Annotated in this window: 23 protein-coding genes; 3 read left to right on the top strand and 20 right to left on the bottom strand. The window is 53.6% G+C overall.

All coding sequences use genetic code 11. The annotated features are described in order from the left end of the window. Positions 1-74: 74 nt before the first annotated feature. The 12 genes from ACIX8_RS05700 to ACIX8_RS05645 form a co-directional block, all read right to left on the bottom strand. Positions 75-1,259 (bottom strand): DUF1624 domain-containing protein, encoded by a 1,185-nt coding sequence (locus ACIX8_RS05700; RefSeq protein ID WP_044176246.1) that lies wholly within the window; start codon positions 1,257-1,259, stop codon positions 75-77. Between the two features lie 302 nt (positions 1,260-1,561). Next, positions 1,562-2,959, bottom strand: a complete 1,398-nt coding sequence (locus ACIX8_RS05695; protein WP_014264372.1) for a dihydrolipoyl dehydrogenase family protein — start codon at positions 2,957-2,959, stop codon at positions 1,562-1,564. A gap of 136 nt (positions 2,960-3,095) precedes the next feature. Continuing rightward, positions 3,096-3,659: a DUF417 family protein gene (locus ACIX8_RS05690; protein WP_014264371.1), complete on the bottom strand. Its 564-nt coding sequence runs from the start codon at positions 3,657-3,659 to the stop codon at positions 3,096-3,098. A gap of 164 nt (positions 3,660-3,823) precedes the next feature. After that, the gene (locus ACIX8_RS05685) at positions 3,824-4,534 is read right to left on the bottom strand and encodes a sigma-70 family RNA polymerase sigma factor (protein ID WP_014264370.1); all 711 of its coding nucleotides are present in this window, start codon (positions 4,532-4,534) and stop codon (positions 3,824-3,826) included. A gap of 70 nt (positions 4,535-4,604) precedes the next feature. Further along, a complete protein-coding gene (locus ACIX8_RS05680; protein WP_014264369.1) occupies positions 4,605-5,222 on the bottom strand; it encodes a TMEM175 family protein in 618 nt (205 codons plus the stop codon). Positions 5,223-5,288: 66 nt separating this feature from the next. Continuing rightward, positions 5,289-6,062, bottom strand: coding sequence for an SDR family oxidoreductase (locus ACIX8_RS05675; protein ID WP_014264368.1), 774 nt, complete (start codon positions 6,060-6,062; stop codon positions 5,289-5,291). Between the two features lie 91 nt (positions 6,063-6,153). Next, on the bottom strand, positions 6,154-6,855 hold the full coding sequence (locus tag ACIX8_RS05670) for an alpha/beta fold hydrolase (RefSeq protein ID WP_014264367.1): 702 nt from the start codon (positions 6,853-6,855) through the stop codon (positions 6,154-6,156). A 20-nt stretch (positions 6,856-6,875) separates the two neighbouring features. Further along, on the bottom strand, positions 6,876-7,757 hold the full coding sequence (locus ACIX8_RS05665) for an alpha/beta fold hydrolase (RefSeq protein WP_014264366.1): 882 nt from the start codon (positions 7,755-7,757) through the stop codon (positions 6,876-6,878). A gap of 245 nt (positions 7,758-8,002) precedes the next feature. Next, positions 8,003-8,872, bottom strand: a complete 870-nt coding sequence (locus ACIX8_RS05660) for a class II fructose-bisphosphate aldolase (RefSeq protein WP_014264365.1) — start codon at positions 8,870-8,872, stop codon at positions 8,003-8,005. Positions 8,873-9,224: 352 nt separating this feature from the next. Continuing rightward, positions 9,225-9,632, bottom strand: coding sequence for a response regulator (locus ACIX8_RS05655; RefSeq protein ID WP_014264364.1), 408 nt, complete (start codon positions 9,630-9,632; stop codon positions 9,225-9,227). 153 nt (positions 9,633-9,785) lie between these two features. Further along, a complete protein-coding gene (gene egtB / locus ACIX8_RS05650; protein ID WP_150110502.1) occupies positions 9,786-11,048 on the bottom strand; it encodes an ergothioneine biosynthesis protein EgtB in 1,263 nt (420 codons plus the stop codon). 284 nt (positions 11,049-11,332) lie between these two features. Then, positions 11,333-13,429: a sigma 54-interacting transcriptional regulator gene (locus ACIX8_RS05645; RefSeq protein WP_044177897.1), complete on the bottom strand. Its 2,097-nt coding sequence runs from the start codon at positions 13,427-13,429 to the stop codon at positions 11,333-11,335. A 506-nt stretch (positions 13,430-13,935) separates the two neighbouring features. Here ACIX8_RS05645 and ACIX8_RS05640 point away from each other — a divergent pair. After that, on the top strand, positions 13,936-14,850 hold the full coding sequence (locus tag ACIX8_RS05640) for an MIP/aquaporin family protein (RefSeq protein ID WP_014264361.1): 915 nt from the start codon (positions 13,936-13,938) through the stop codon (positions 14,848-14,850). Positions 14,851-15,087: 237 nt separating this feature from the next. Here ACIX8_RS05640 and ACIX8_RS05635 read toward each other — a convergent pair whose 3' ends face one another. The 6 genes from ACIX8_RS05635 to ACIX8_RS05600 are packed head-to-tail and all read right to left on the bottom strand — an operon-like array spanning position 15,088 to position 20,605. Next, positions 15,088-15,654: a hypothetical protein gene (locus ACIX8_RS05635; RefSeq protein ID WP_014264360.1), complete on the bottom strand. Its 567-nt coding sequence runs from the start codon at positions 15,652-15,654 to the stop codon at positions 15,088-15,090. Between the two features lie 39 nt (positions 15,655-15,693). Beyond that, on the bottom strand, positions 15,694-16,089 hold the full coding sequence (locus ACIX8_RS24380; RefSeq protein ID WP_014264359.1) for a hypothetical protein: 396 nt from the start codon (positions 16,087-16,089) through the stop codon (positions 15,694-15,696). A 25-nt stretch (positions 16,090-16,114) separates the two neighbouring features. After that, complete coding sequence (locus tag ACIX8_RS05625) at positions 16,115-16,906, bottom strand: hypothetical protein (RefSeq protein ID WP_014264358.1); 792 nt, start codon at positions 16,904-16,906, stop codon at positions 16,115-16,117. A 39-nt stretch (positions 16,907-16,945) separates the two neighbouring features. Beyond that, positions 16,946-17,440, bottom strand: coding sequence for a hypothetical protein (locus ACIX8_RS05620; RefSeq protein WP_014264357.1), 495 nt, complete (start codon positions 17,438-17,440; stop codon positions 16,946-16,948). 46 nt (positions 17,441-17,486) lie between these two features. Next, the gene (locus tag ACIX8_RS24375) at positions 17,487-19,058 is read right to left on the bottom strand and encodes a phenylacetate--CoA ligase family protein (protein ID WP_014264356.1); all 1,572 of its coding nucleotides are present in this window, start codon (positions 19,056-19,058) and stop codon (positions 17,487-17,489) included. Further along, positions 19,058-20,605, bottom strand: coding sequence for a pyridoxal phosphate-dependent decarboxylase family protein (locus ACIX8_RS05600; RefSeq protein ID WP_014264355.1), 1,548 nt, complete (start codon positions 20,603-20,605; stop codon positions 19,058-19,060). The genes ACIX8_RS24375 and ACIX8_RS05600 overlap by 1 nt, the downstream gene beginning before the upstream one ends. 123 nt (positions 20,606-20,728) lie before the next feature. Between ACIX8_RS05600 and ACIX8_RS25550 the strand changes: the two genes are divergently transcribed. Beyond that, entirely contained in the window at positions 20,729-21,001 is a 273-nt protein-coding gene (locus ACIX8_RS25550; protein ID WP_014264354.1) for a hypothetical protein, read from the top strand. Between the two features lie 145 nt (positions 21,002-21,146). Here the strand turns inward: ACIX8_RS25550 and ACIX8_RS05595 are convergent, their stop codons facing one another. Beyond that, on the bottom strand, positions 21,147-21,707 hold the full coding sequence (locus ACIX8_RS05595) for a methylated-DNA--[protein]-cysteine S-methyltransferase (protein WP_014264353.1): 561 nt from the start codon (positions 21,705-21,707) through the stop codon (positions 21,147-21,149). Between the two features lie 131 nt (positions 21,708-21,838). Between ACIX8_RS05595 and ACIX8_RS05590 the strand changes: the two genes are divergently transcribed. Further along, a complete protein-coding gene (locus ACIX8_RS05590; RefSeq protein ID WP_044176233.1) occupies positions 21,839-22,159 on the top strand; it encodes a GNAT family N-acetyltransferase in 321 nt (106 codons plus the stop codon). On the opposite strand, the gene mug is transcribed toward ACIX8_RS05590, so the two are convergent. Beyond that, positions 22,126-22,665, bottom strand: a complete 540-nt coding sequence (mug, locus tag ACIX8_RS25080) for a G/U mismatch-specific DNA glycosylase (RefSeq protein ID WP_223295471.1) — start codon at positions 22,663-22,665, stop codon at positions 22,126-22,128. The two genes, ACIX8_RS05590 and mug, sit on opposite strands and share 34 nt — an antisense overlap. Between the last annotated feature and the right edge of the window lie 14 nt (positions 22,666-22,679).

The following is a 22,679-nucleotide window of genomic DNA, read 5'->3' as shown; positions in this document are numbered from 1 at the left end:
TAGTTCATCGCATTGGTTGCTTCGGGCGCATTCGCCTCTGTCTTTGTGCTTGGTGCATTGCCAGCTTCAGCACTTTAGAGATAACTGAGCCATTTGTTCTCGGGATGAGTTCTCTTATAGCTCGCGTAACGCTTCATAGGCCAATACAGCGATGCGACAATTCCGATCCAGATGAGATAGATTACCGGCAAGCTAAAGCCGTAACCTTGCGGCGTCCCGAGTGCCACACTGCCGTATGGAAGTGGTGTAGTGAAGCGATGCCAATCATGGCCGGTAAGAGCACATGTAATGATCGTGAGGAGATGGATCAAGCCCACGTGTAGTACGTAGTAGGCGAGAGGGACACGTCCATAGACCTCCGCGGTACTCCGCAGCCAGGGTGCGCGGCCAGAAGAAATCAACCATTCGAACCAGGCTAAGAGCAGAAGAGAGAGTCCTATCGTGATGCAGATATATTGCAGCGAGGGTGGGTACTTTTCTACGTTGAGGAAGGTCGTAATAGCAGGCGCTATGCCGTGTTGGCTGGCCCATGTATTGGGATCGCCGTACCCGTGGAAAGCTCGGAGGATCAAAAAGAGTGCAACGAGCCCAGTGCCGAGTCCCGCCGACCAGCGAATGCGTTGGCCAGCCGGCGCGGTCCATAAGCGGCCAAAGCAGAAGCCCAGGGCCATCAGTCCGTTCCAAGGGACGATTGGGTACACGACATAGAGGATCGGTCTACCGTGAAAACTCACGAAGCCCGGCTCGTGCCCGAGCCTCCAAAGAACGGACCAATTCCCCAGGGAAGCCGCATGGATACCATCCAGAGTGTTATGCCCTGCAACCAGGATCACTCCAATCGCGGCGACCACGGGAATGGGTAGCCAGACCAATCCCGACAGAAAGACCATCGACACGCCTATCGCCCAGATAATCTGCAGAATGCTGACTCCCGGCATTCCGATCCAGACAAAATAGACGATCGTCAGTTCGAGAAAGATCAACCAACAACCGCGTATGGCGAGAAAACGCGAAACTGCGCCTTTGCTTTGTCCCCGTGCGAGCTGCATATACGCTCCCACTCCAGCGAGAAAGACGAATGTAGGCGCGCAGAGGTGAGTGATCCAGCGAGTAAAAAAATAGGGCAGGCTCAGATGGGAAGGGTCCATCAAATCGATGTTTTGATTCGTGAAGAAATCCCTTGTGTGATCGAGCGCCATAAGCATCATGACCACACCACGGAGCACATCAAGCGAGGGGATACGTGAATGGATCTTCACGCGATCTGAAGTGGATGTTCCGTTCAAGCCCTCGTATTTGTCTTGAGGTTGACGAGAGTCAGTAACTTCAGTTCGGGAGCCATGGACCATCTGTCCGTGCTTATTTTCCTTCGCCAGCAATTTTAGAATAGATTGGCGCTGAGTGAGGTCGCCAATGGCAAACTCTGTGCGGAGAAATCGTAGCAATGGATGAACCTCGTCGAGTGGGAGTTGCCTATGGGAGTGCAGGAAACGCAAAGAACCCATAGGCATTACAACCCGCCAACTCACGAAATATTCCCGGTGAATGAACGATTCAAGCTCTAAGACGCAGCAGAAGAAAACAGAGCGATCAACCCCTCTGGAATCGTAGGATGTGCGAGGATAGCCTCTCGCAGCGAGGTGTAGGGCATCCTTCCCAGCATGGCAATCTGCACGCACGCCATGATCTCGCCTGCCCCCACACCAAACGCCGCGAACCCGAGGATGCGGTCGCTGTCACGCTCCACCAGGCACTTAAGGAATCCGCGTGTTTCCATAAGGCTGCGCGCCCGTAGCACATGCGTCATCGGAACCTTGAAGAGACGGTAGGCGATCCCCTTGGAGCGGGCTTCCTTCTCGGTCATTCCAATGCGTGCGAATTCAGGGTCTGTAAAGAGACAGAAGGGTACCTGTCTCCCCGTAGTCACGTGGTTGCCGCCGAGCAGGTTGTCGCGAACAACGCGGAAATCATCCTCGCTGATGTGGGTGAACTGCGGGCTGCCCGCGACCTCACCCACCGCCCACACTCCGGGCGCGCTCGTCTCAAGGCGCTCGTTTACTTTTATGTAGCCGCGCTCCGTCAGCTCCACTCCAACGAGATCCAGCCCAATGTCTTTCGTGTTCGGCACACGTCCAGCCGCAACCAGGAGATGTGTGCCCTCCAGCGTCCTCTCCACGCCGTTCTGCGAGAGAGTGACACGGACCGATTGTCCTGATACTCCCGCGACGCTCTTCACCTTGGCATTCAAAACCAGCTTGATGCCTTCGTCCTCGAGGAGGCTCTGCAATCCCTCGGTGGTGTCTTCGTCCTCGCCATGAATTACACGCTCGTTACGGTCTACGACCGTGACCTGGCTACCGAACCGGCGCATCGCCTGTGCGAACTCCAGCCCCACATATCCAGCTCCGAGAATGATAAGGTGCTCGGGCACGACATCGAGCTCCAGTGCCTCGACGTGGGTCAGCGGCTGTGCCGCTGCCATTCCGGGAATGTTCTCAATAGCTGCATGCGTCCCTGTTCCGATCACAATATTCTTGCCGGTCAGCAATCGCTTCGTTCCATCCGCCAGGGTCGCTTCCAGTACCCTGGGTCCCACAAATCTGCCGGATGCCATGATCAGTTCCGCGCCGCTCTGCTTGTAGAGAGCGAGATGCGTGTCTACCAATCCCTGGACCATCCTGCGCTTGCGATCTCTGACAGCCGGCATATTGATGCGAAAGTTGTCGATGCTGACACCGAACTCTTCGCTGCGCCGAACGTTGTGCGCGATCTGTGCCGTATGAATCACATTCTTGCTGGGAAGGCATGCGATGTTCGGGCAGGCTCCTCCAACATACTTGCGCTCGACCACGGCGACGCGCTGGCCTTGCCCTGCGAAGGTCCAGGCCAGCAGTTTCGCGCCTGCGCCGCTACCAAGGATAAGAAGATCGTAAACTTCGGGCTGCACTTGAGGGTCCATAGGTAATGTTCTCCGTTGTAGAACTTGTGTTTGAGGATCTCAGCCTCTTTGCATACTTACGCGATCAACGCCCTGTTGTCACCCCGAGCGCTTCAAGCGGAGAGGTGACGTGGCCAGGGTTTCGTCTACTTAGCGATTAGTTTTTGTTTTCGGAGAGGATAGCTCTTTTACCGAAATAGGTGACGAGATAGAACGCTACCCCAAGAGAGATGATGTCCTTGAAAAGGAACAAGCCCGTGAAACTCATATACCGAAGCCCTTTGACCACAATAATCGCACCGGGGGTAGTCATCACCATCGTACTGGTGATGAAGAACATGACGCATGCAATAAGGCCGCCGACGATACCGGCTTTGGGCTTCAAATAACCTACGATCATCAACGTGGCGGCGATGATTTCGGTAAGGCCAATTAGATCAGAGCCGACATAAGGACCGAATACTTTAAAGTGCCAACTGATCAGCGGGCTATTTGAAACCAGGGGAATGATGCCTTCGGCGCCGGGCGCAGTCATCTTGAAAGACCCCGCCCAAAGGAGCATCGCGATCATGCCGATACTGGAAATCAGGAAAGGGATATTACGATCACTTACCCAGGCAGCTACCTTAGTTAGGAGGCTTTTGGCCTCTATTGAGGAACCAACAGAAACCAGGTCTTGATTCTCCGCGTTCATTGATTGTTCAGACGAGACCCGATCCATAAATACTTCTCCTTGCCGTGATGGATATAGCTCCACGTAGGCGATGACGTAACGAAGGTTAATTGTTTGAGTGCAATCGAACGGCCAAACTCAGCGCATCTTCTTTTCAACCAGATGGGCTAGCTAAGTGGTTCCTGCGCTGCAAATCGATTGAACCAGCATCATCAATCGCAGTCGTCATCTGACGAAGCTGTGACGGATCTTCGACAGTGACGGACTTTAGCTGTAAGGTTCGTCGCTGCACGTGAATGCCTCCTGGAGCTCGGCTCCTTCGAAGCCAGGTTGATTGCACCCAATTGTGGTACCAACAAGCTCTGCAGAATGATTCGAGCCCCGTGCGACGTGAGATTCACCTGTGCGACATCCATATCCAGAATCTGTGCCGTGTCGTTTAGATCGAGTCCCTCTATATCGCGCAGGAGAAACACTCGCTGGTAAATATCAGGAAGCCTCTCAAAGGCTTGCTGCAGCAGGCTTCTGATCTCCTCGTGCTCGACCACACCAGAAGGAAGCTCTTTCCAATCGTCCAGAAGTGTCGGGGACATAAGCCACTCTTCGTTCTGAGGTTTTAGTAGAGAGGCAGTCTGGATGATCGCCTGTTGCTGCAATCGGCTCTTTGCCTCATTGATCGCGATACCGATGAACCACGTCCTGAGCTTTCTATCGCCTCGGAAGGAGCCTAGATTCTGAAAGGCCCTAACAAACGTTTCCTGCGCTACATCCTCAGCATCCTTATCGTTCTTCATGTAGGAATGCGAAATCAGGTAGACGCTCCGCTCATAAGGAAGAATCAACTGATGGTAAAGCTGGGTATTGCCAGCCAAAATAACATCAATCAACTCCGACTCTCCTCCGCTTTGGATCATGGGGATCATTCTTTTGAAGCTGTTTCCAGCGATGTCTTAACAAAACGAGCCCGGCTGCTGTTGAGTCCTTCTTGGGCAGTCACACCGTTTTCAGAGAGACCGAGTCCGTGCTCTCACCTGGGGGCACTGGAGGCTCCGGCACTAGATAAAGAAGGACGGCGCAACACACCAGTGCGAAGCTGCACCGCGGAAACTCGAACGACACGAACATCGCAGTGAGAAAGAGTCCGAGTGCAACGAGGGAGCGTATCCATGCAAGCCTGCGAGTGCGAGGCGAGATCTCCTCCACTTCCGCCTGGGTCAGGGCGTGGTGCTCGAACTGAAGATAGGCCAACTCCACCAGGACAAACACCGCTGCATAAAGGAAGACGGGAACCGCGGCTATACGTGTGCTCGCAACCCATGCCGTTGCAAACGGCACCAGCGATACTGTGAATAAGTGCGCGAAATTAATCCAAATCAACCGCGGCGTCGACTCGTCGGCGAAGCGCAGCAGGTGATGGTGATTCGTCCAAACGATGGCTATAAACAGATAACTCACCAGGTAGCTCAGCGCAGTCGGCCATAACGGCAACAGAGATGCGAAGGTGGGGTGCTCCGGCGGCCTCAGGTCCAGGACCATGATCGTGATGATGACCGCAAACACCCCATCTGAAAATGTAGCCAGTCGTTCAATATTCGCTTTTCGTGGAGACATAGGTTCTCCCATCATGCCGGCCTGGCAGATAGCACTAGCGAACCAAAACGGCGCTGAACTCCTGACTCAGATGCCTTTGACTTCGCCGCCATCCATTCGTATAGAAGATCCCGTCATCCACTTCGCCGACGGCGATACCAGATACGCCATCAGGTCAGCGATCTCTTCTGGCTTACCGAAACGGCTGATACCAGCTTCCTCTGGAAACTTCTTCAGCGCCTCTTCTACGGTAAGGTTGTGCGCGGGCGCCCATTTCGCGAAGAACGATTGCCTGCGTCCGGTCATCACAGCGCCTGGGACTACGCTGTTGACCTGCACTCCGTCCTTGATTCCCTGCTCAGCAAAGGCTTTTGCGAGGGCAATAATCGCAGCGTTGATCGCGGCAACCGCAGCGAACCCAGGCTTTGGGTCGAGAGCGGCGCTGCCGGAGATCAGGACGACAGATCCGCCTGAGGCTTTCAACGCATCCCAGGCTCGTACCGTCAGGCGGCGTGCGCCGTGCAGTTTGAGCTCTAATCCGTCATTCCACTGAGCATCCGTCATCTCGAACAGATCGATCTGGGGAACCGCTCCCGCAATATTCACCAGGGCGTCGATCCTGCCAAAGCGTTCCAGCGTCCCCTTAACGACTGTCTCTACGGCCTGAGGATCTCGCAGGTCGAGCGCATAGATAAGCGACTCGGCGCCTGCGGCGTTGACATCGGCTGCAGCCTTTTGTAGTTCATCCTGATTTCTGGCTACGAGAACCACGGCTGAAAAATCGCGCGCCAAACGCACTGCGGTAGCGCGGCCAATCCCCTGGCTTGCACCCGTAACAACAGCAACAGAGTTGGGCTTCATAAGAACCTTTCTTCGTCAGACACGAGTGTCCGTTGAGCACGTTCCATGTTTCTAACGAAGAGGAGGTGCGACCCTCCTCTTCGTTAGCACTTTACGAGCCGAGCGCTCCACGCGCAGCTTCCAGGATCACCTCGACCACAAGGTACGGAGCCGTGAGCATCGGAGAGTGGTCCACTTCATGCGACCAGATCTTGGCATTCATACGATTTGCCATGTACCGCTGAGTCTCAGAAAGAATCATGCGGTCTTCTTCCGCAAGCAGGAACCACGAGGGCTTCGTCTTCCATGCGGGTGCAGGAGCTTTCTCCTGAATGCACTTCACAGAGACAGGCCTCTGCACTGCAGACGCAATCGTCGTTTGATCCGGAGATGCATTGTGCGCCACAGCGTTGCTGAAGCCTTCTTCCGGCATCCAGATAAAGCCATGCTCATCGGGTGCGAGCTGCGGAGCAGAGGGATGCGGAGTGGCGCGATAAAACACATCGGCTACCGTCTCCCCCTCATCAGGTGCCAGGGCCGCCACATACACGAGCGACTTGACCCGATCGTCCGACGGGCCAGCGATCACAGCTCCGCCATACGCGTGACCGACTAGAACAACAGGTCCCGTGGTTCTCTCAATTACGCGCTGGAGTGCAGCGATGTCATCCATGAGGGATGTAAGTGGAATAGGAGCGCATGTGACCTTCAGGCCCTGTCGCTTCAGAGGCAGAATGATGTTCTGCCAGCAGGACCCGTCAGCCCATGCCCCATGGACGAGTACAACCGTTACATTTTCAGAAAAAGAGTTCATCGTGATTCCCTGCCGCCTTTCTATTTCGAGATGCCGTTTGCGCCGAAAAACTCTTTGATCGCAGCGGCAATCTCGACAGAGTGTGTCTCCGTAGCAAAATGCCCTGTATCCAGAAACTGGACCTTCGCGTTCGGCAGATCCTTGCGGTAGGCCTCGGCTCCGGCCGGAATGAAGAAGGGATCGTTCTTGCCCCAGATTGCCAGCAGCGGCGGCTTCGACTTCCGAAGGTACTCTTGGAACTTGGGATAAAGCTTCACATTCGATGCGTAATCAAGGAACAGGTCGAGCTGAATCTCCATATTCCCCGGTCTTTCCAGCAAGGCCGCATCCAACGTATACGACTCGGGCGGCACGCTCTCGGGATTCGCGACACCGTGCGTGTACTGCCAGCGGGTTCCGTCAAAATTCAAGATGTTCTTCCGGATCACTTCCCGGTTCTCTGCTGTCGGCGCAGCCCAATACGTTCTGATCGGCCCCCAGGCATCGCCGAGTCCTTCTTCATAAGCGTTGCCGTTCTGCGAGACGATCGCGGTAATTCGCTCGGGGCGGCTCATTGCCAGACGGAGGCCTGTAGGCGCTCCATAGTCGAAGATGTATATCGCGTAGCGAGTGAGGCCAAGCGCGTCAGTGAAGGCCTGCACCGTACCGGCCAGCGCGTCGAATGAGTATGTGTAGTTTCGCTTTTCGGGTACCTCCGTAAACCCAAATCCGGGCAGATCCGGCGCGATCACTCTGTAGCTGTCGGCAAGACGAGAGATGAGATCGCGGAACATGAAGGATGATGTCGGAAACCCATGCAGCAAGAGCAACACAGGCGCGGCTGCATCGCCGGCTTCACGGTAGAAGACTTGGATTCCGTCCGCCTCAACTTTATGCACGGATGTCACAGGGACTTGACTCATAAGATCTCTCCTCACTACTGCTGGTCATCGTTAACCACGAGCCGCATCCCTATTGCGATGCAAGCAAACAGCCAATCTCAAATTGAGATTGGCTGTTTGCTAAGTCGTTTGAGTACAGCAAGATCCCCCTATACAAACGCCAAGGGATCCTGCCTCAAACTGACGAACTCGCGACGGACTTCCAACACTGACGAGATTTGGTCGTGACGTCGTCACAGCACCTGATCTTCCGCAGATTCCGGCGGCTACTGCACTTGATTGAATAGCCGCAACCGGGCGAGAACAACCTGCTTAACAGCTTCTTCCGCTACAGGTAAGAGCTTGTAGGGAACAACCTCTCGTGGCTGCTTCGCAAAAGCGTCTTCCAGGCCGTGCCGCCATGCAACGCGCAACTCGGTGTTGATGTGAATGATATTGATTCCGGCCTTGATCGCTTCCTGCAGGTCACGATCCTCCGTACCGGAGCCGCCATGCAAGGTCAGGAAGCTTCCGGAGGCACGCTTTATCTCCCGTATCCGGGTAATGTCGAGGTGCTTCTTCACATCTCCCTTCAACATGGTCTGCAACATACCGTGCGCGTTCCCGACCGCAGGAGCGAGAATATCGACTCCGGTGCCTTCGACGTACTGCCTGGCTTCTTCTGGCGTCGTAAGCTCGCTCGAGAGATCAGGCATGGATTCATGAATCTCAGATCCTGTTCCAATGTTTCCAATCTCTCCCTCTATCAGGATCATCGGATTGATCGACTTCAACGCCTCCACCGCCTGCTTTGTCTGTTTGATATTTTCCTCAAACGGCAGTGCGGACAGGTCGAACACAATGGAATCGAATCCAGCTTTGGCTGCCGCGATGGCGCTGTCCAGGGAATGCGTATGGTCGGCATTGAGAAAGATAGGGGCGCCCTGTTCCTCACGAAGGCTCTTCACCAGGGCCGCAACTTGAGCGACCCCCAGGAAGCCTCGTTCACCTTCCGATAAACCGACGACTACCGGAACCTTTAGTTCCTGAGCAGCCGAGAATACAGCTTTCAGCAATACCCAATCGGAGATATTGAAGTGACCAATGGCCGTCCCATTGCTTTGCGCTGCTGTTAACGATGTTCTTAGGTTATCCATAATTCCTCCACTGATTTATTCGCTATTGAATGATCGACTCAGACGAAGCAAGTTTTGAGGCGTCCCGCATAAGTAGATAGAAAAGCAATCGACGGGCCATCGAGAAGACCTTTAATGAGAAGGAAAAACTCTGCTATAAGCCTCTTCCTGCTAGTGATTAGATCATGCAGTCAGGCGAGCAGAGTTAAGGCTCTGGGTGACGAACAGATGACTAGAGTCCGACGCTGGCAGGATTTGGACGTAACGACCGTCGCGGAATACTATTTTTGCCTGCCTATATTGATTGACGGCCCAGATAACGCATCCACAATTTCTTAAAACCGTGCAAAGCATCTAAGTACCACAGATGTCCTCAAGTGCAGGGATCAGGCACCTCGTTTGGATCCAGAACTTCCGCTATCGTTTCGAGCAGGTGTCCGATAGGCATGCCCTTGTCGATGCACTTCACAAATAGAACGCGATCTTCATGTGAAAGTGCATTCACGCCTCCTGCGAGCAATATCATTGGAAACCTTGCACCCAATGCGCGCATGCGCAGAAATAGCTCCCGTCCATTTAATCCCGGCATCTGAAAGTCCAGAATCGCGAGATCGAACTTGGAGAAGTCGCAGCGAAGAGCCGCAAGCGGACAATGATAGAGAACGACGGAATAACCGTGTTCTTGGAGCGTCTCTCCGCGCATGGTGGTACCTAGAATCTCATCATCCACGCACAGAATGTGATATCTGCGTAATTCGGGAGCGTCATCTTTCAAAACCACACATACTCCTTAAACATCCAGGGAGCAAGTGATCGAGGCCGCGTAATTAGACCACGTCGAACTTCGTTCATAAGTTCTGAGCGCTTACCGTTCGCAGATGCGCGCTCCAGATCGAGTACTTGAGTGTATTGAGTCATTGCTAATGAAGACCTTTCAAATGGCCAGACGTATCCCCGTGAACTGCCAACGAGTCGCCGGATGAAAGAAATTACGATAGGTCGCACGCACGTGATCGGCAGGGGTGATGCATGACCCTCCGCGCAAGATCATCTGGTTCGACATAAATTTGCCGTTGTATTCGCCGAGTGCACCGGGGAGAGGTTTATACCCCGGGTAGCCCAAGTAGGGGCTGGCTGTCCATTCCCAGCAATCTCCGAACAGTTGCTCCATGCCGGCGCCAGTCGCCACAGCAGGATGCAGCCTTCCGGTATCCAGCAGATTTCCATGCCGGCGTTCCCTGCTCGCAATCGATTCCCACTCTGCCTCTGTTGGAAGCCGGCAAGCACGCCAACGCGCAAAGGCGTCTGCCTCGAAGAAGCTAACGTGACAGACGGGGGTATCAAGCAACTCCGCAAGTCCGTGCCATCCCTTGAGCGTGAAGATACGCCAACCTGCCGCATCGCCAGCATCTCGCTCCCAATAGAGCGGTGCTTTCCAGGCTCCTCGTGTTACGGCTTCCCACCCCTCAGACAGCCAGAGCGAAGGGCGTGTATAAGCCTCATCAGCCATGAACTCTAAATACTCACGGCAGGTCACCTTACGGTTCGCAATCAGGAATGGAGCCAGATAAACCTTATGGCACGGAGTCTCGTTGTCAAAACAAAAGTCCAAAGGTTCGGCAACGTTCAGCGGATACCCGATCTCGGTAATCCCACCCTCAAAATCCAGCCATCTGAGTTGAGGACTCGGCTGAGGAGCTTCTTTCGGCAGCGCCGCAGATCCGTACGAGAGACGTAAGGGGTTCGAGAAAAAGGCATGCTTGATATCGGTAAGGGCAAGTTCCTGATGCTGTTGTTCGTGATTCAGCCCCAGCATGATCCGCCTTGATACCTCTGGATCAAGAGAACACGCAAACAACCTCTCCATCTCCTGATCGACATGAGCACGGAAAGCCAGAACCTCATCGAGCGATGGCCGAGAGAACGACGCTCGCAACTTCTTCTCGGGAATCTCTTCACCAAGCGCGAGGTAATAGCTATTGAAGAGGCGATGAAACTCTTCGCGAAAGGGCCTGTAGTCACACAGATACGGCCGCAAGACAAAGGTCTCGAAGAACCAGGTGGTATGCGCCTGATGCCATTTGACCGGACTAGCCTCCGGACACGACTGCACCATTTGATCCTCCGCGGACAAAGGAGCAACGAGAGAGCGCGTCATCGATCGCACAGCTTGATATTTTGACTGGAGAGTGGACATGGGGGTAATCATCCGCTGAGACTCTGATTGCAGACGGCATGTTCGCCACAAACTGGACAGTACATTCCGAATGTCGACACAGCTTTTGTGCTGCAAGCAACGTGCCAAAAAAATGGAACTCTATCGTCCATGGAAACCAAGGTATAAGTTATGTATTTGCAATGCTATATCGCCACCAACGACGTGAAGCACACGTGTCATCCCTGACGAAACCAGGACTGATTTTCGCCACTGACGGGTTTCCGTCGCAAGACTTGGCACTTAATGCGGTCGAAGAGAATCGATCACTTCGACCGCAGGGGACTCCCAACACTCTTCTGTTCAGCGGACATGGCCCGGCTTATCCCGAGTTTCTGCATTTTAGAAACCAGGGTTGTCCGCTTCATGCCCAACCGTTCCGCAGCGCCCTTTGGGCCGCCGACGACCCAATCGCTGGCATCAAGCGCCCGGAGGATATGATCCCGCTCCAGATCCTCGAGACCCGTCAACGGTGGGTTTGATCCTTTATGAGTGCTGAACGGTTCTAACTCTGAAATGGGAGCTCGCAAAACCGTATGGGGCGAGAGAATCATTGCCCGCTCGATAAAATTCTGCAACTCGCGAACGTTGCCAGGCCAGCGATACCGTACCAGGGCACCCATCGTTTCCGAAGGAATTTCTTCGATCCTCTTGTCCATTCGGCGTGCATAGAATTCCACAAAATGCCGGACCAGGTTCGGAATATCTTCCGTTCGCTGCCGCAAGGCGGGAATATGAATCGGAAATACTTTTAACCGATAGTAGAGATCCTCGCGAAACGTACCCTGCTTGACCATGGCAGGAAGATCACGGTGTGTCGCTGCGATGAGACGGACATCCACTTTATGCGTGTGATTGCTGCCGAGCCGTTCAAACTCCCGCTCCTGCAGAACTCGTAACAGCTTGGCTTGAAGTTCCAGAGGAATGTCACCGACCTCATCCAGGAAGAGGGTGCCTTTATTCGCAAGCTCAAAGCGCCCGGTCTTCTGCGCAATCGCTCCGGTGAACGCTCCTTTTTCATGCCCGAATAACTCGCTTTCGAGGAGTCCAAGTGGAATTGCAGCGCAGTTCAACTTCACAAAGGAGCGGCCCCGGCGACCACTCAAATTGTGGATCGCGCGCGCAACCAGCTCTTTGCCGGTTCCTGTCTCGCCCATGATCAGCACACTTGAATCCGTCGGAGCCACGATGGACACCAGGTCCAGCGCGGTCTTCAACGCCGGGCTATCTCCGACAATCTCTCCAAACTGGGCGCGAATCTCTTCTTCAAGATAAAGCCTATGTTTCGTCTCTTTGTCTCGATCTCTTATCGCTTTTTCATAATCCAACGCATTCTCGACAGCTATGGCCACCTGGCCCGCGACCTGCTCAAGAAAGGCGATCTCCACCTGGTCGAACGCTCTCTCCGACCGGTTTAGAGCACTCAGCACTCCTATCACGCCATTCTTGGTAAGCAGCGGAAAGCCGCACCCCGACACCAGGCCCTCGTCCACGAAGCGCTGATAGATCCTTGGACCTGCGCTGTTGCCTGAACTTTCCGCGTCACTTCGAGCCACCTCGAAGTTGTCAAAGTATTGAGTCTTGCCGGTCCGAAAGGCCTTGCCACAGATAGAACCATCATTAGGGACGATCGTCCCATCACGCAGAGAGCCTCGCGCCTCAGGGTTGTACAGCGTAGTGACGCGCAATCCTCCGCTATCGATATCGGGTAGAAGCAAGGCGCAAAAGTCGCATCGGGTCACTCTCAGCAGATCCGTAGACAATGTCTCCACCAAACGACGGATGTCTAATTTCGAGGCCATGCTATTAGTAATTTCCAGGAGCAAGTGCAACCGGTTCCGTTCAAGCCGCAATTGCTCTTCATTCAGGTGGCGATCGATCGCAATTCCTGCGATATGGCTGGCGTTCTCGATCAACTTCAGATCAGCGTCGTCAGGGGTGCGCACTTCACGATAATGAATGGCAAACGTTCCGAGGGTTTGCCCCTCGCTGGTAAATAACGGCAGCGACCACACAGCGCGAATTCCAAACGGCAAAAGCCGATGACGATAGTGATCCCAGATAGGGTCTTCGAGGATGTCACTTACATAAACCGGCTGCCTTCGGTAAACGGCTGTGCCGCAGGACCCGCCCTGGGGGCCAATCAACATGGACCCTGTCCCATCGATAAATCCGGGCAGGCCTGGCGCCGCGGCGCAATGAAGATGTCTTCCGTCCTCGTCCGGAAGCCAGATCGTGCACAAGGTACCGTCCCCGCGAGATTCGACCAACTGAGCAATGATCGTGAGCACCTCGGGTAGCGGAGATCCTGCAAGAATCAACTTTAAAATGTTGAGCACAGATTCACTGGAAAAAAGGCCCATTTCGCCGAGTTCATCCTTTGGGTTCAATGCCGGCCCGGGGTATTGTGTCGTTGACTCCATTAGCTCTCCTTTCTCAACGCGACTCCATGACAGAAGAATGTGCCACTTGCGCGGAGATTTTGATATTTCAATATAGTGTCAGATTGCACGATGAAACTCGTCAACACTCGCTTCGTCAGCGAGGCTTCGTGCGGGCAATCCCCAGCATACGCTGCGATCCAGTTAGACGGCGACTTAACGGCTGAACGGTAGACCGCCTCCGCGACGAGGATGGCGACCAATATTCGCCAGTGTTGACGGTCCGTCGCGGCTTCGTCACTCAGACCCCGACCTTCTCCGAGCCTTTAAGCAGAAATCTCTGGCAGTTCAGAGCACTTATCTCTTCGCTCGCCCCTGAAGGAGGGCGTTTTGCCTTTGGCATTCCAGGTGCAAGACCCACTCCATCTCACGATGGAGCGTCGCGGGCATGAGAGCAACCATCGCCGGCCGGGTGGGATGGAAAGCAAATGAGTAAAGCCGTCACCAGCACGGAACCAGAGGACCGCCTGCAACCACTCCGTCGGTATGACACATTGAATGCAGTCGACAGCTTACGTCTTCACTGGCCCGAGTACCTGATGGAGGCTGCCGGACTAGCCCTATACATGTTCTCTGTCTGCATATTTGCAACTTTGCTCCAGCATCCCGCTTCGCCGGTTCGACACACAATTACCAACCCGGTCCTACGTCGAGCACTCATGGGATTGGCTGTAGGAACGACGCTGGCTGCGATTATTATGACGCCGTGGGGCAAGCAGTCCGGAGGTCATTTCAATCCGGCTATCACCTTTACCTTTTATCGGCTGGGAAAGGTGAAGTTCTGGGATGCACTGTTTTATGGCGCAGCACAGTTCTTTGGCGCGACGAGTGGTGTCGCGATCGCCGCCTACGTGCTCCGGAGTATAGTGCAGAACGATGCTATCCACTATGCGGTAACTGCGCCGGGCGTATACGGAAATCTGGTTGCATTTGTTGCAGAATTGATGATCTCGTTTACGCTGATGAGCACGATCCTGTTCGTATCCAATCACAAATCACTGGCACAATTTACCCCTTATTTTGTCGGAGTACTGTACGCAACGTACATAACCTTCGAAACACCGTTGTCAGGAATGAGCATGAACCCCGCGCGAACGTTTGGGTCCGCATCCTATATCAGCTACTGGCACGCGCTTTGGATCTACTTCATCGCCCCTACGCTAGGAATGTTGGCCGGGGCTAAGCTCTTCTTACGAGTTCGCGGGGGAGCCGCCCCCTGTTGTGCAAAGCTACATCACGCCAATGACAAACGCTGTATCTTCATCTGCGGATACGAACCTGCAAAAATCAACAGCAATTCCATACAATCTCGCAATTCATTGTCTCCGGAAAATCGGCTATAAGATCTGCTCCCTACAACATCGTCAGACCGTACTCCCCGTTGGGATACAGACCACCCACAAAACCTGGCTGACTTAAACAGACAAAGGGTGTGGAGAAATGGAAACCGCTATGCGTTTTCCACCTCTCCACACCCCTTGGCGGCAACTCTCTCGAATTACAAAAGATCAAGCGATACTAACAATCAAAAGCTGACACATGGCCCATGTTCAGGATGCTATAGATCCAGGCGATCACAGCTAGTCTTTATGGGGATGCTGGGGCACAAAGTCGTACGGCAGTACCCGCAGCGATGCCTCTGAGAGCTGGAAATAATGCTTCATTCCACCACCGTCAGCGTCGAGCTCATAGACCAACCGATACTTGTAAATTCCCGGCGTCACGTCTGGACGAACCATTCCCGCCCAGTAGTAGTAGGAGGGCGTGTAAGGGCTACGGATTTCGTCAGGACCTCCGTAGATCTTCAAATCAGAGCAGACCTGCGTCCCGAGGACCTCTTCGCCACCTTCGTCCAGGAAGACGATGTTGACGATGCGGGCCATCGGAGGCCAGGTTTTATCTGCACGCTGGTCCATATCCAGGCAATAGATAAGCCAGTTCAGCACCTGTCCTTGCTTGCAGATGGTCTGCAGCTGGGGCGTTCCCTTGCCCTTACTGTGGGGGCTGTTATCCATCAGGAACGCACGCCCGTCGATCGACTTCGACGCAACAGTATTAGCGACATCAAGGGTTGTAACAACATTGAGCTGGGTCGAATTGAATTGACCAGGCAGTGGGTTATCCAAATTTTTATCATTCGGCGCCATGACTGGTTTCTCCTGTATCTGTTCCGCTGTAGTGGTCATTTAGGCGTTTCCTTTAATGAGTCTCGATCCGTGATCACAGGTCATGCTGAACGAGTGAGAACCTACATTGAGAGTGATGGAATAAGGCAGATCATCCACGGACTCTTTCACAGTTCCGAGCCAATAGACGATTGCGGTGCCGTCATAGGTGTAGCGCTTTACTTCACAGATATCCTGGGGAACATTGATCGCTGTAATGTCCGCATAGGCTTCGCATTCCATCGGTGTGACCGTCCAAATGATCTGGTCACCCTTTTTAACTGCTGTTGCCAGTTTGTGAGTTCCCTGATTCAGGGAGCCTCCGCGGCGGTTGTCATCGTACAGGTAGCAATTCCCTGCAAGCGTGTTATCGTCGAGTGCGCCGACAACATCAATGATGGATTTCACGTTGATCATATTTAGTCTCCTTTGTTGCCATCACTTATGCTGCTGTTAGTTGCGGTACGAGCGGAAGCACTCCAGGCCCATACCCAGTGAAGCCATTGGCGATAGTGCCGGCCGTGACGTTGATCTTTGCATTTACGACAAAAGTTTCAGGCTTCCACACCACAGGCTCGCCTTTCTTACCAACAGGGCGATGGACAAGCAAGTGGATCTGGTAGACATGGAGACCGGTCTTATGCGTATCCACGGTCGCACTCCAATACCAGCCTTCTGTGAGGGCATCCGGAGATCCGTATTGAGCCGGGTAAAGCACTCCGTTGTCCACAGCAGGACCGGTGATGTCGGAGATCAATGGAGACAAATCCCCTGCGCTAACGGTGGTTTCACCCTTCGAAACTCCTGCAGGATGCGCAAAAGCCATGGGGACCTCGTGATGACGTCCATCTTTACGCTCGAAGGTAGCGCACTCTTGCTGGTTCGCTATCTTTTCATGACGGGCGACGATCTTCGCTACATTCGCGGGAGGTGCCGTTTTCAGCTCAGCGAGGAGTTCATGGAATCTCGCAGCGCCATGATCTTTTCTCGCTGCGACTCGCAACACCGGATTCGGTGCGGCGGCGATTCCGTAGGGCAGCCAGTTCATGACGGCTTCGCCGGCTATGGACCCATCAGGATTAAGAGCACCAACAATATTCGTTGTTAGATCCGTGGTTCCCTCACCAATAGATCCAAGTTTTTTTGTGTTGTCTAAGAGATAGACATTGTTCTCGACCCGGCGCTCTTCCAGCAGGGCGTCGACATCCACCAACAAGATGATTCCGTTTTGCATAGATTCCTCTTTTAGGGTTCGTTGTGCTAGTCGCGAATATTAGAGGACGCTGTTCGTCCCAACGGGAGCAGGGGCATACATCGTGGGAAAAGCGAGTTGTGGACCAGCGACGCTGATCATTTTTCCCGTGGTGCCGAACTGCAGATGAAGCGTATAGGGATGCCCATAATTCGGCAGCATGCAGAGCGGTGCATAGCCCGTCCAGGTGCAGAGCCAGGGAGTCTCGCTGCCTACTGCCTGGGTTCCATCTGCCGAATCGGTTGTTGCAGTAGAGCCTGCTTGCGGAGCCACAGCGACTCCGGTCTCCTGAGGGCCGAAGGTAATGCCACCGAGCCACACCGGTGTCTGGACATCCACTGGATACAGATTCCACTGGATCAATTGACCGGGATAGACTGCGGAAATTGCTTTATGGGTGCCTTTGCCAAGGCTACCTGAAGGGCTGTCGTCATAGATAAAAACTGTTTTCTCGACAGGACTTCCGGTCATCATCGCAATGACATCTACGAATATCTGAATATTAAGCTTACTCACTGGGCATTTCCTTTCGCTGAAATCGTTTATAGGTGAATGGAACAATTTAGAGCCCGGATCCATCGTTGCCTGATACCACATCAACCAACAAAGGAACCTTACCGACCTCTGTCCGCACCAGATCTGGAGAGGAAGGAGCGATCAGCCGCAAGCCGAAGTTATATCCGGTACGTCGTAACGACGCGTCGTTGGCTTCCAGGCTGTTGAATACGGAGAGAGAGCGGATCAGGCCATTGATCATGACCGGCGATGCGCCTGCCGGACCAAGTCGCTGAGCCACTACCGGAAGTAGCTCGAGATAGGCGGGGGTAGCCACCAATAGATGCAGCTCCTTCCGCTCCCGGTAGTTGATGAATTGAACCTCCGCCGCTACTTCGTCAATATCGAGGATTCCCTGTTTTTGGAACTCCTGTGCGATGTTTTCGAACGCCTGCTTGACGTTGTACTGGGTATCGCCGATGTGCATAAAATCGCCACTGCGGCCGACAAACTCGAACTGTGCCGTATTGAGCGAGGGTGTCGCGAGGTAAGGCCGGCGAATAACCCGGTCACCTATCTTGTAACGGAAGACCGGAGCCTCATTCGCGTGCAAACGCGTAACAACCAGCTCCCCTTCTTCTCCCTCCGCTACCCATCGGCCATCGGCATCGACAACCTCGATGAAGTGCAGCCCGGGCACGGCCGAAAGTAGATTCGAGTCCTCGCTAAGCTGTAACCCGATCGCTTCCGCCTGCGTGGCGGCAAAGTAGCTGAGAATAGCGATATTGGGATAAGCAGTCTTCAAGTCGTCGCGGATCTTCTTCCGCAACACACCACTGCCATAGAGCGCCACCCGGAAGCTATCGCGTTCCTCGACATCCAGACCCTCTGCAAAGCTGGCCAGCAGAGCGATGCTCTGGGTGATACCCATAATGGCTTTGGTGCCCGGATAGGACATCATGAGGCGATAGACTTCCGGACTCATTGGCCCCGCCCCGATATAGTTCACGCCAGGGATCTTCTGCAGGACCCCTCCCACCATCGTTCCGCTGCTCCACATCTGGTAGTCGGCCAGCGTCGTCGCAACCCATCGCGGCCCACTCTCGCCCAGATGCCGAAGCATCATATGGCGGCCAATAAACTCTCCAGAAAGCTCGTACGTATCCTGCAGCTCCTTCAGGGAGTACACCGTCTCAGACGGCTTGCCGGAACTAGTCCCACCGCTGGCTACAACCTCGAAGCCGCCGTGCTCGATAGGCACGACCATACCGGCCCGGTCCCCTGTAAAGAAATCACGGAAGGTCTCTTTATCGGTGAGCGGAATGGCTTGAAAGTCTTCGAAGCTGTGGATGCCTCCCGACAGGCTGGCCGCATCCATCCGTTCGCGCCATAAAGGATTGAGCCGAGCGATATTCACTAATTGACGCAGGCGGCGCAACACAATCGCGTGTTGTATCTCGATTGGAAGACAATCGTAGGAGACCTGTGTGCGCTGCTCTACGTCTCGCAGCGTAGAAAGAAATTGAGGAAGGGCCAGAACCGCCTCAATCGAATCCGGGGCTAGCTGGTCTTCAGGGATAACGGACGTGGCAAGCTGTTCCTGTTCGTTATCAATAGGGGAGAGGGTAGCTTGGGTCATTATTGAGCCACCATCGTTGCGTCGAGAGCACGCACTTCCCAGGACTTCATGATCTCTGCGGCCCTGCTCCGTATTTCAAATATCAGAGCAGCTATATGGTCCATCTCTATTTCATGGTTCATCATGACAATGCGAAGCACGTTTCTACCTTCGATCTCTACTTTGGAAATAAAAAATCGCCCTCCGTCGCGAATGGCATCACGCAGGGCAAGTTGCAGTTCGCTGATCTGGATGGAGTCGAGTCCCTTGGGCTTATATTCAAAGCACAAGATATTCGCCTCCGGTTCGTGGACAGTTGCAAAATCCGGCAGAGACGAGAGATAGCTATAGGCATCCCAGGTGAGATCTACCAGGTACTCTAACTTTTGTGCGATAACTTGTGGCCCAAACATGGCCCAGATCAACCATAGGTTGAGAATTGCCGGGCGCTTCGTGCATTCAAAATTCTTCGCACCACTCTCAAATCGCGTCATGGAATTCTCATGGTGGTCAAAGACGTAACTGGCCTCCTGCGAAAAGGCGCCGCGTGCCTTGGCCCGATCACGATAGAACAAGAGCGTGCAGAGGGCCGGAACGAACAAGGTCTTGTGTGCGTCAATGCAGAAGGAATCTGCTCGTTCGATTCCACGCAGTCTGGGTCTGAGTCGTTCTGATAGCAGAAAAGCGCCGCAGTGTGCCGCATCTACATGGAGCCATATGCCATGTTCTTCGGCAAAATCAGCCAGTTCTTCGAGCGGATCGATGGCCCCGACGGGTGTAGTACCCGCCGAGATAACCAGGCAGAAGATGTCTTTGCCCTCTGCAAGCGCTTCCCTGAGGATAGGGATCGCACGACGAACACAGATCTGACGGCGATCATTAAGCGGCAGCCGGATGATATTGTCCTGACCAATTCCAATGATTCCAGGGACCCGGCACACGCTGTAGTGGATGTCATCACCTACTGCGATAGCAGGAGTACCGTTTCGCCGTGTAACGCCGGTCTTCCAACTGGCATACAAGCGATCGTTCCGTGCAGCGAGAACCGCCGTAAGGTTTGCCAGAGAACCACCTGACGTCGTGATCATGTCGCAGGTATCGGGATCCCATCCGATGCGACGGGCAAACTCTTCCGCGATGATCTTATCGGCGACATTGGCAAGCTGCCCGGCCTCATAAAACGAAGCAGGCTGCGGCGAAATGGCCGTGATCATATCGAAGACCGCAGCTACAGGGAAGACAGAAGAAAACTGCCGTGCCATATAGCCGGTAGATCCGACCTTAATGCTGGTTCGGAAGTACAGGTCGATAATCTTGGAGAATCTCTCAGGATCGAAGGGAGCGTCAGATCCGCTATGAGCGGTCATGAGTCCACGCGCTTCAGACATCAAGTCTTCAGGCTGTTCGAGCGTAACGCCTTCTATCTTTTCCCGGCGCAGCAGCTCGCTGATCTTTTCAATGGCAACTTGAGCGGATAGATCAAACGTGGCGGGTGAAAAGGCGCACCGGAAGTTTTCGGCGCAAGAACTCTGCCCATTTAAAATGGGCTCTTCCTTTTGGTACAACATGGTACATCTCCTTACCTGACGTAACACTGCTCAGCGGTTGCGATTTACGACCAACGGGAGACCCTACTGATACTGCTTGCATCAATTGCTGTGATCAGGTTGACTCACCGGAGCCAATAGCAGATGAAGGAAAGATTAAAAAGTTACGACAGAATCGTTAAAAACATCAGGATCTCCATCAAATTTCAATCCGTAAACGGACTGGGTCGAATTTCATTTAGTAGTTTTCTCTTCCTCAGCAGGGGAGTTTTCTCTCTGCTTGCAGATATTGGTTTACGCGATCCTGCGAACAACGCGATCCTGCGAACAAATAGACAAGCCTATGCTCTTGTCAGTAGCCACACGGGTGCATTCCCGGTGCAGTTTCCGAAGCTCCAAAATGCGCCATCTATTTAATTTTCGACATTATAAATATTCGTAAAAATGTAGTTATAACGACGTATTGCCTGACAGATCAAGAAAAACCGACGCGGAGAGTGATAGTTCTCCGCGTCGGGAGTTTCAGAACAATATGTGAAATGGATGAGTGAATTGTCAGTTGTTACGAACCAAACAAGGTTGACTGAACTGTTCGGTCAACGTGCGACTCAGACAGAGATCTTTTGGCTTCTATCCCGTGTGCAGATCTAACGTTGCCTTCCAAGTCCAGCAAGAGCTCCTTCCGGGCGAGGCCGCCTGCGAACCCTGTCAATTTACCGGATGATCCAATCACACGATGGCATGGCACAATGATCGAGATCGGATTTCTGCCATTGGCAGCGCCGACCGCTCGTGTCGCTTTGGGATTCCCTAACTGTTTCGCGAGTTGGCCATAACTCCGCGTCTCGCCAAAGGGTATGGCCAAAAGGGCTTCCCAGACATCCCTCTGGAACTGAGTGCCTCTCATATCAAGTGGAAGCGAAAATGACTTTCGCTTTCCCTTGAAGTATTCACCCAATTGGCGCTCTGTTTCGAGAAGGACGGGATGTCTTTCATCCTCCGCAAGCTCTCCCAAACGGACCCGGCGCGGATTGTCGTTCTCCCAGAGAATGGCAACGAGTCCGTTATCACTCGCTATTAGCTTTAATCTTCCGACTGGAGTGTCGATGATTTTATAGACCATGATCTTTGCCTTTTTCTATGATGCTGCGATGGCCAACAAGATGCATCTCACTCTACAGAGAGTGATGCAGAGGGCTTCAAGCGTAAGCTTGTGCTTGTAAAGCACCAACCGCGAAATAGAAGACGAGGTCAATGATGAATAATGATCCTTCACAGAAATTAATGGGACGGTTCAAGATCGAGCGCGAGGGCCAGATCTCCTACCTTGCCTATGAGATCGACGGCCATGAATCAATATCGCTTCTCCACACCGAAGTGGCTCCTGCACTTCGAGGTCGCGGTATCGCCACAGAGCTTGCCCAAATGGCGTTTGACTATGCGAAGGAGAGCCACTTGAAGGTCGAAATTATTTGTCCGTTTGTCTATCACTTTCTCAATAAACATCCTGAGTACAAACCGCTTGTCCGTACCTCCTCTGCCTACAATCCTGCGGCTTCAACCAACTCCCGGTAAGCAGTGACCAAATTTTCAAGAGTGAAGGCACGGCTAAGCCCGCTGGGGTTCGGTAGCACCCATACCTTGGCACCGCCAAAACGCATAGACTGCTGCCCCCACGGAAGCTCCCGCTGATTAAAGATCGCCGAACACGCCGGCTTTCCCAGAAAGGCAATGTAACGTGGACCATACTGCCGGATCTTCCGCTCCAGTTCGGGGCGCCCCTCAATAAAATCAATTCTCCTGAGATCGTTGGCGCCGACCGTAGGCCTCTCTACAGCAGATGTAAGCCCACAACGATAGTCGAGTAGAGAACGGGCATTTTCAGGCAATATCTGCTCCGGAGTAAATCCCGAAAGATGAAGAACACGCCAGAAGCGGTTGCTACGGCCAGCGAAATGGTATCCAAGTACAGCCGAACGCAGACCGGGATTGATCCCGCAGAAGACCACGCTCAAACCGTTTGCGAGGATATCAGGAAGACCCTGAATGGGATTCTCAGCTGGCAAGGTTTGACGATTCACCACTCTGTCTCTCT

This window comes from Granulicella mallensis MP5ACTX8 (assembly GCF_000178955.2).
Taxonomy (GTDB): Bacteria; Acidobacteriota; Terriglobia; order Terriglobales; family Acidobacteriaceae; genus Granulicella; species Granulicella mallensis.
The sequence above is the reverse complement of the archived record's forward strand: the minus strand, read 5'-3'. Positions and strand labels throughout refer to the sequence as shown.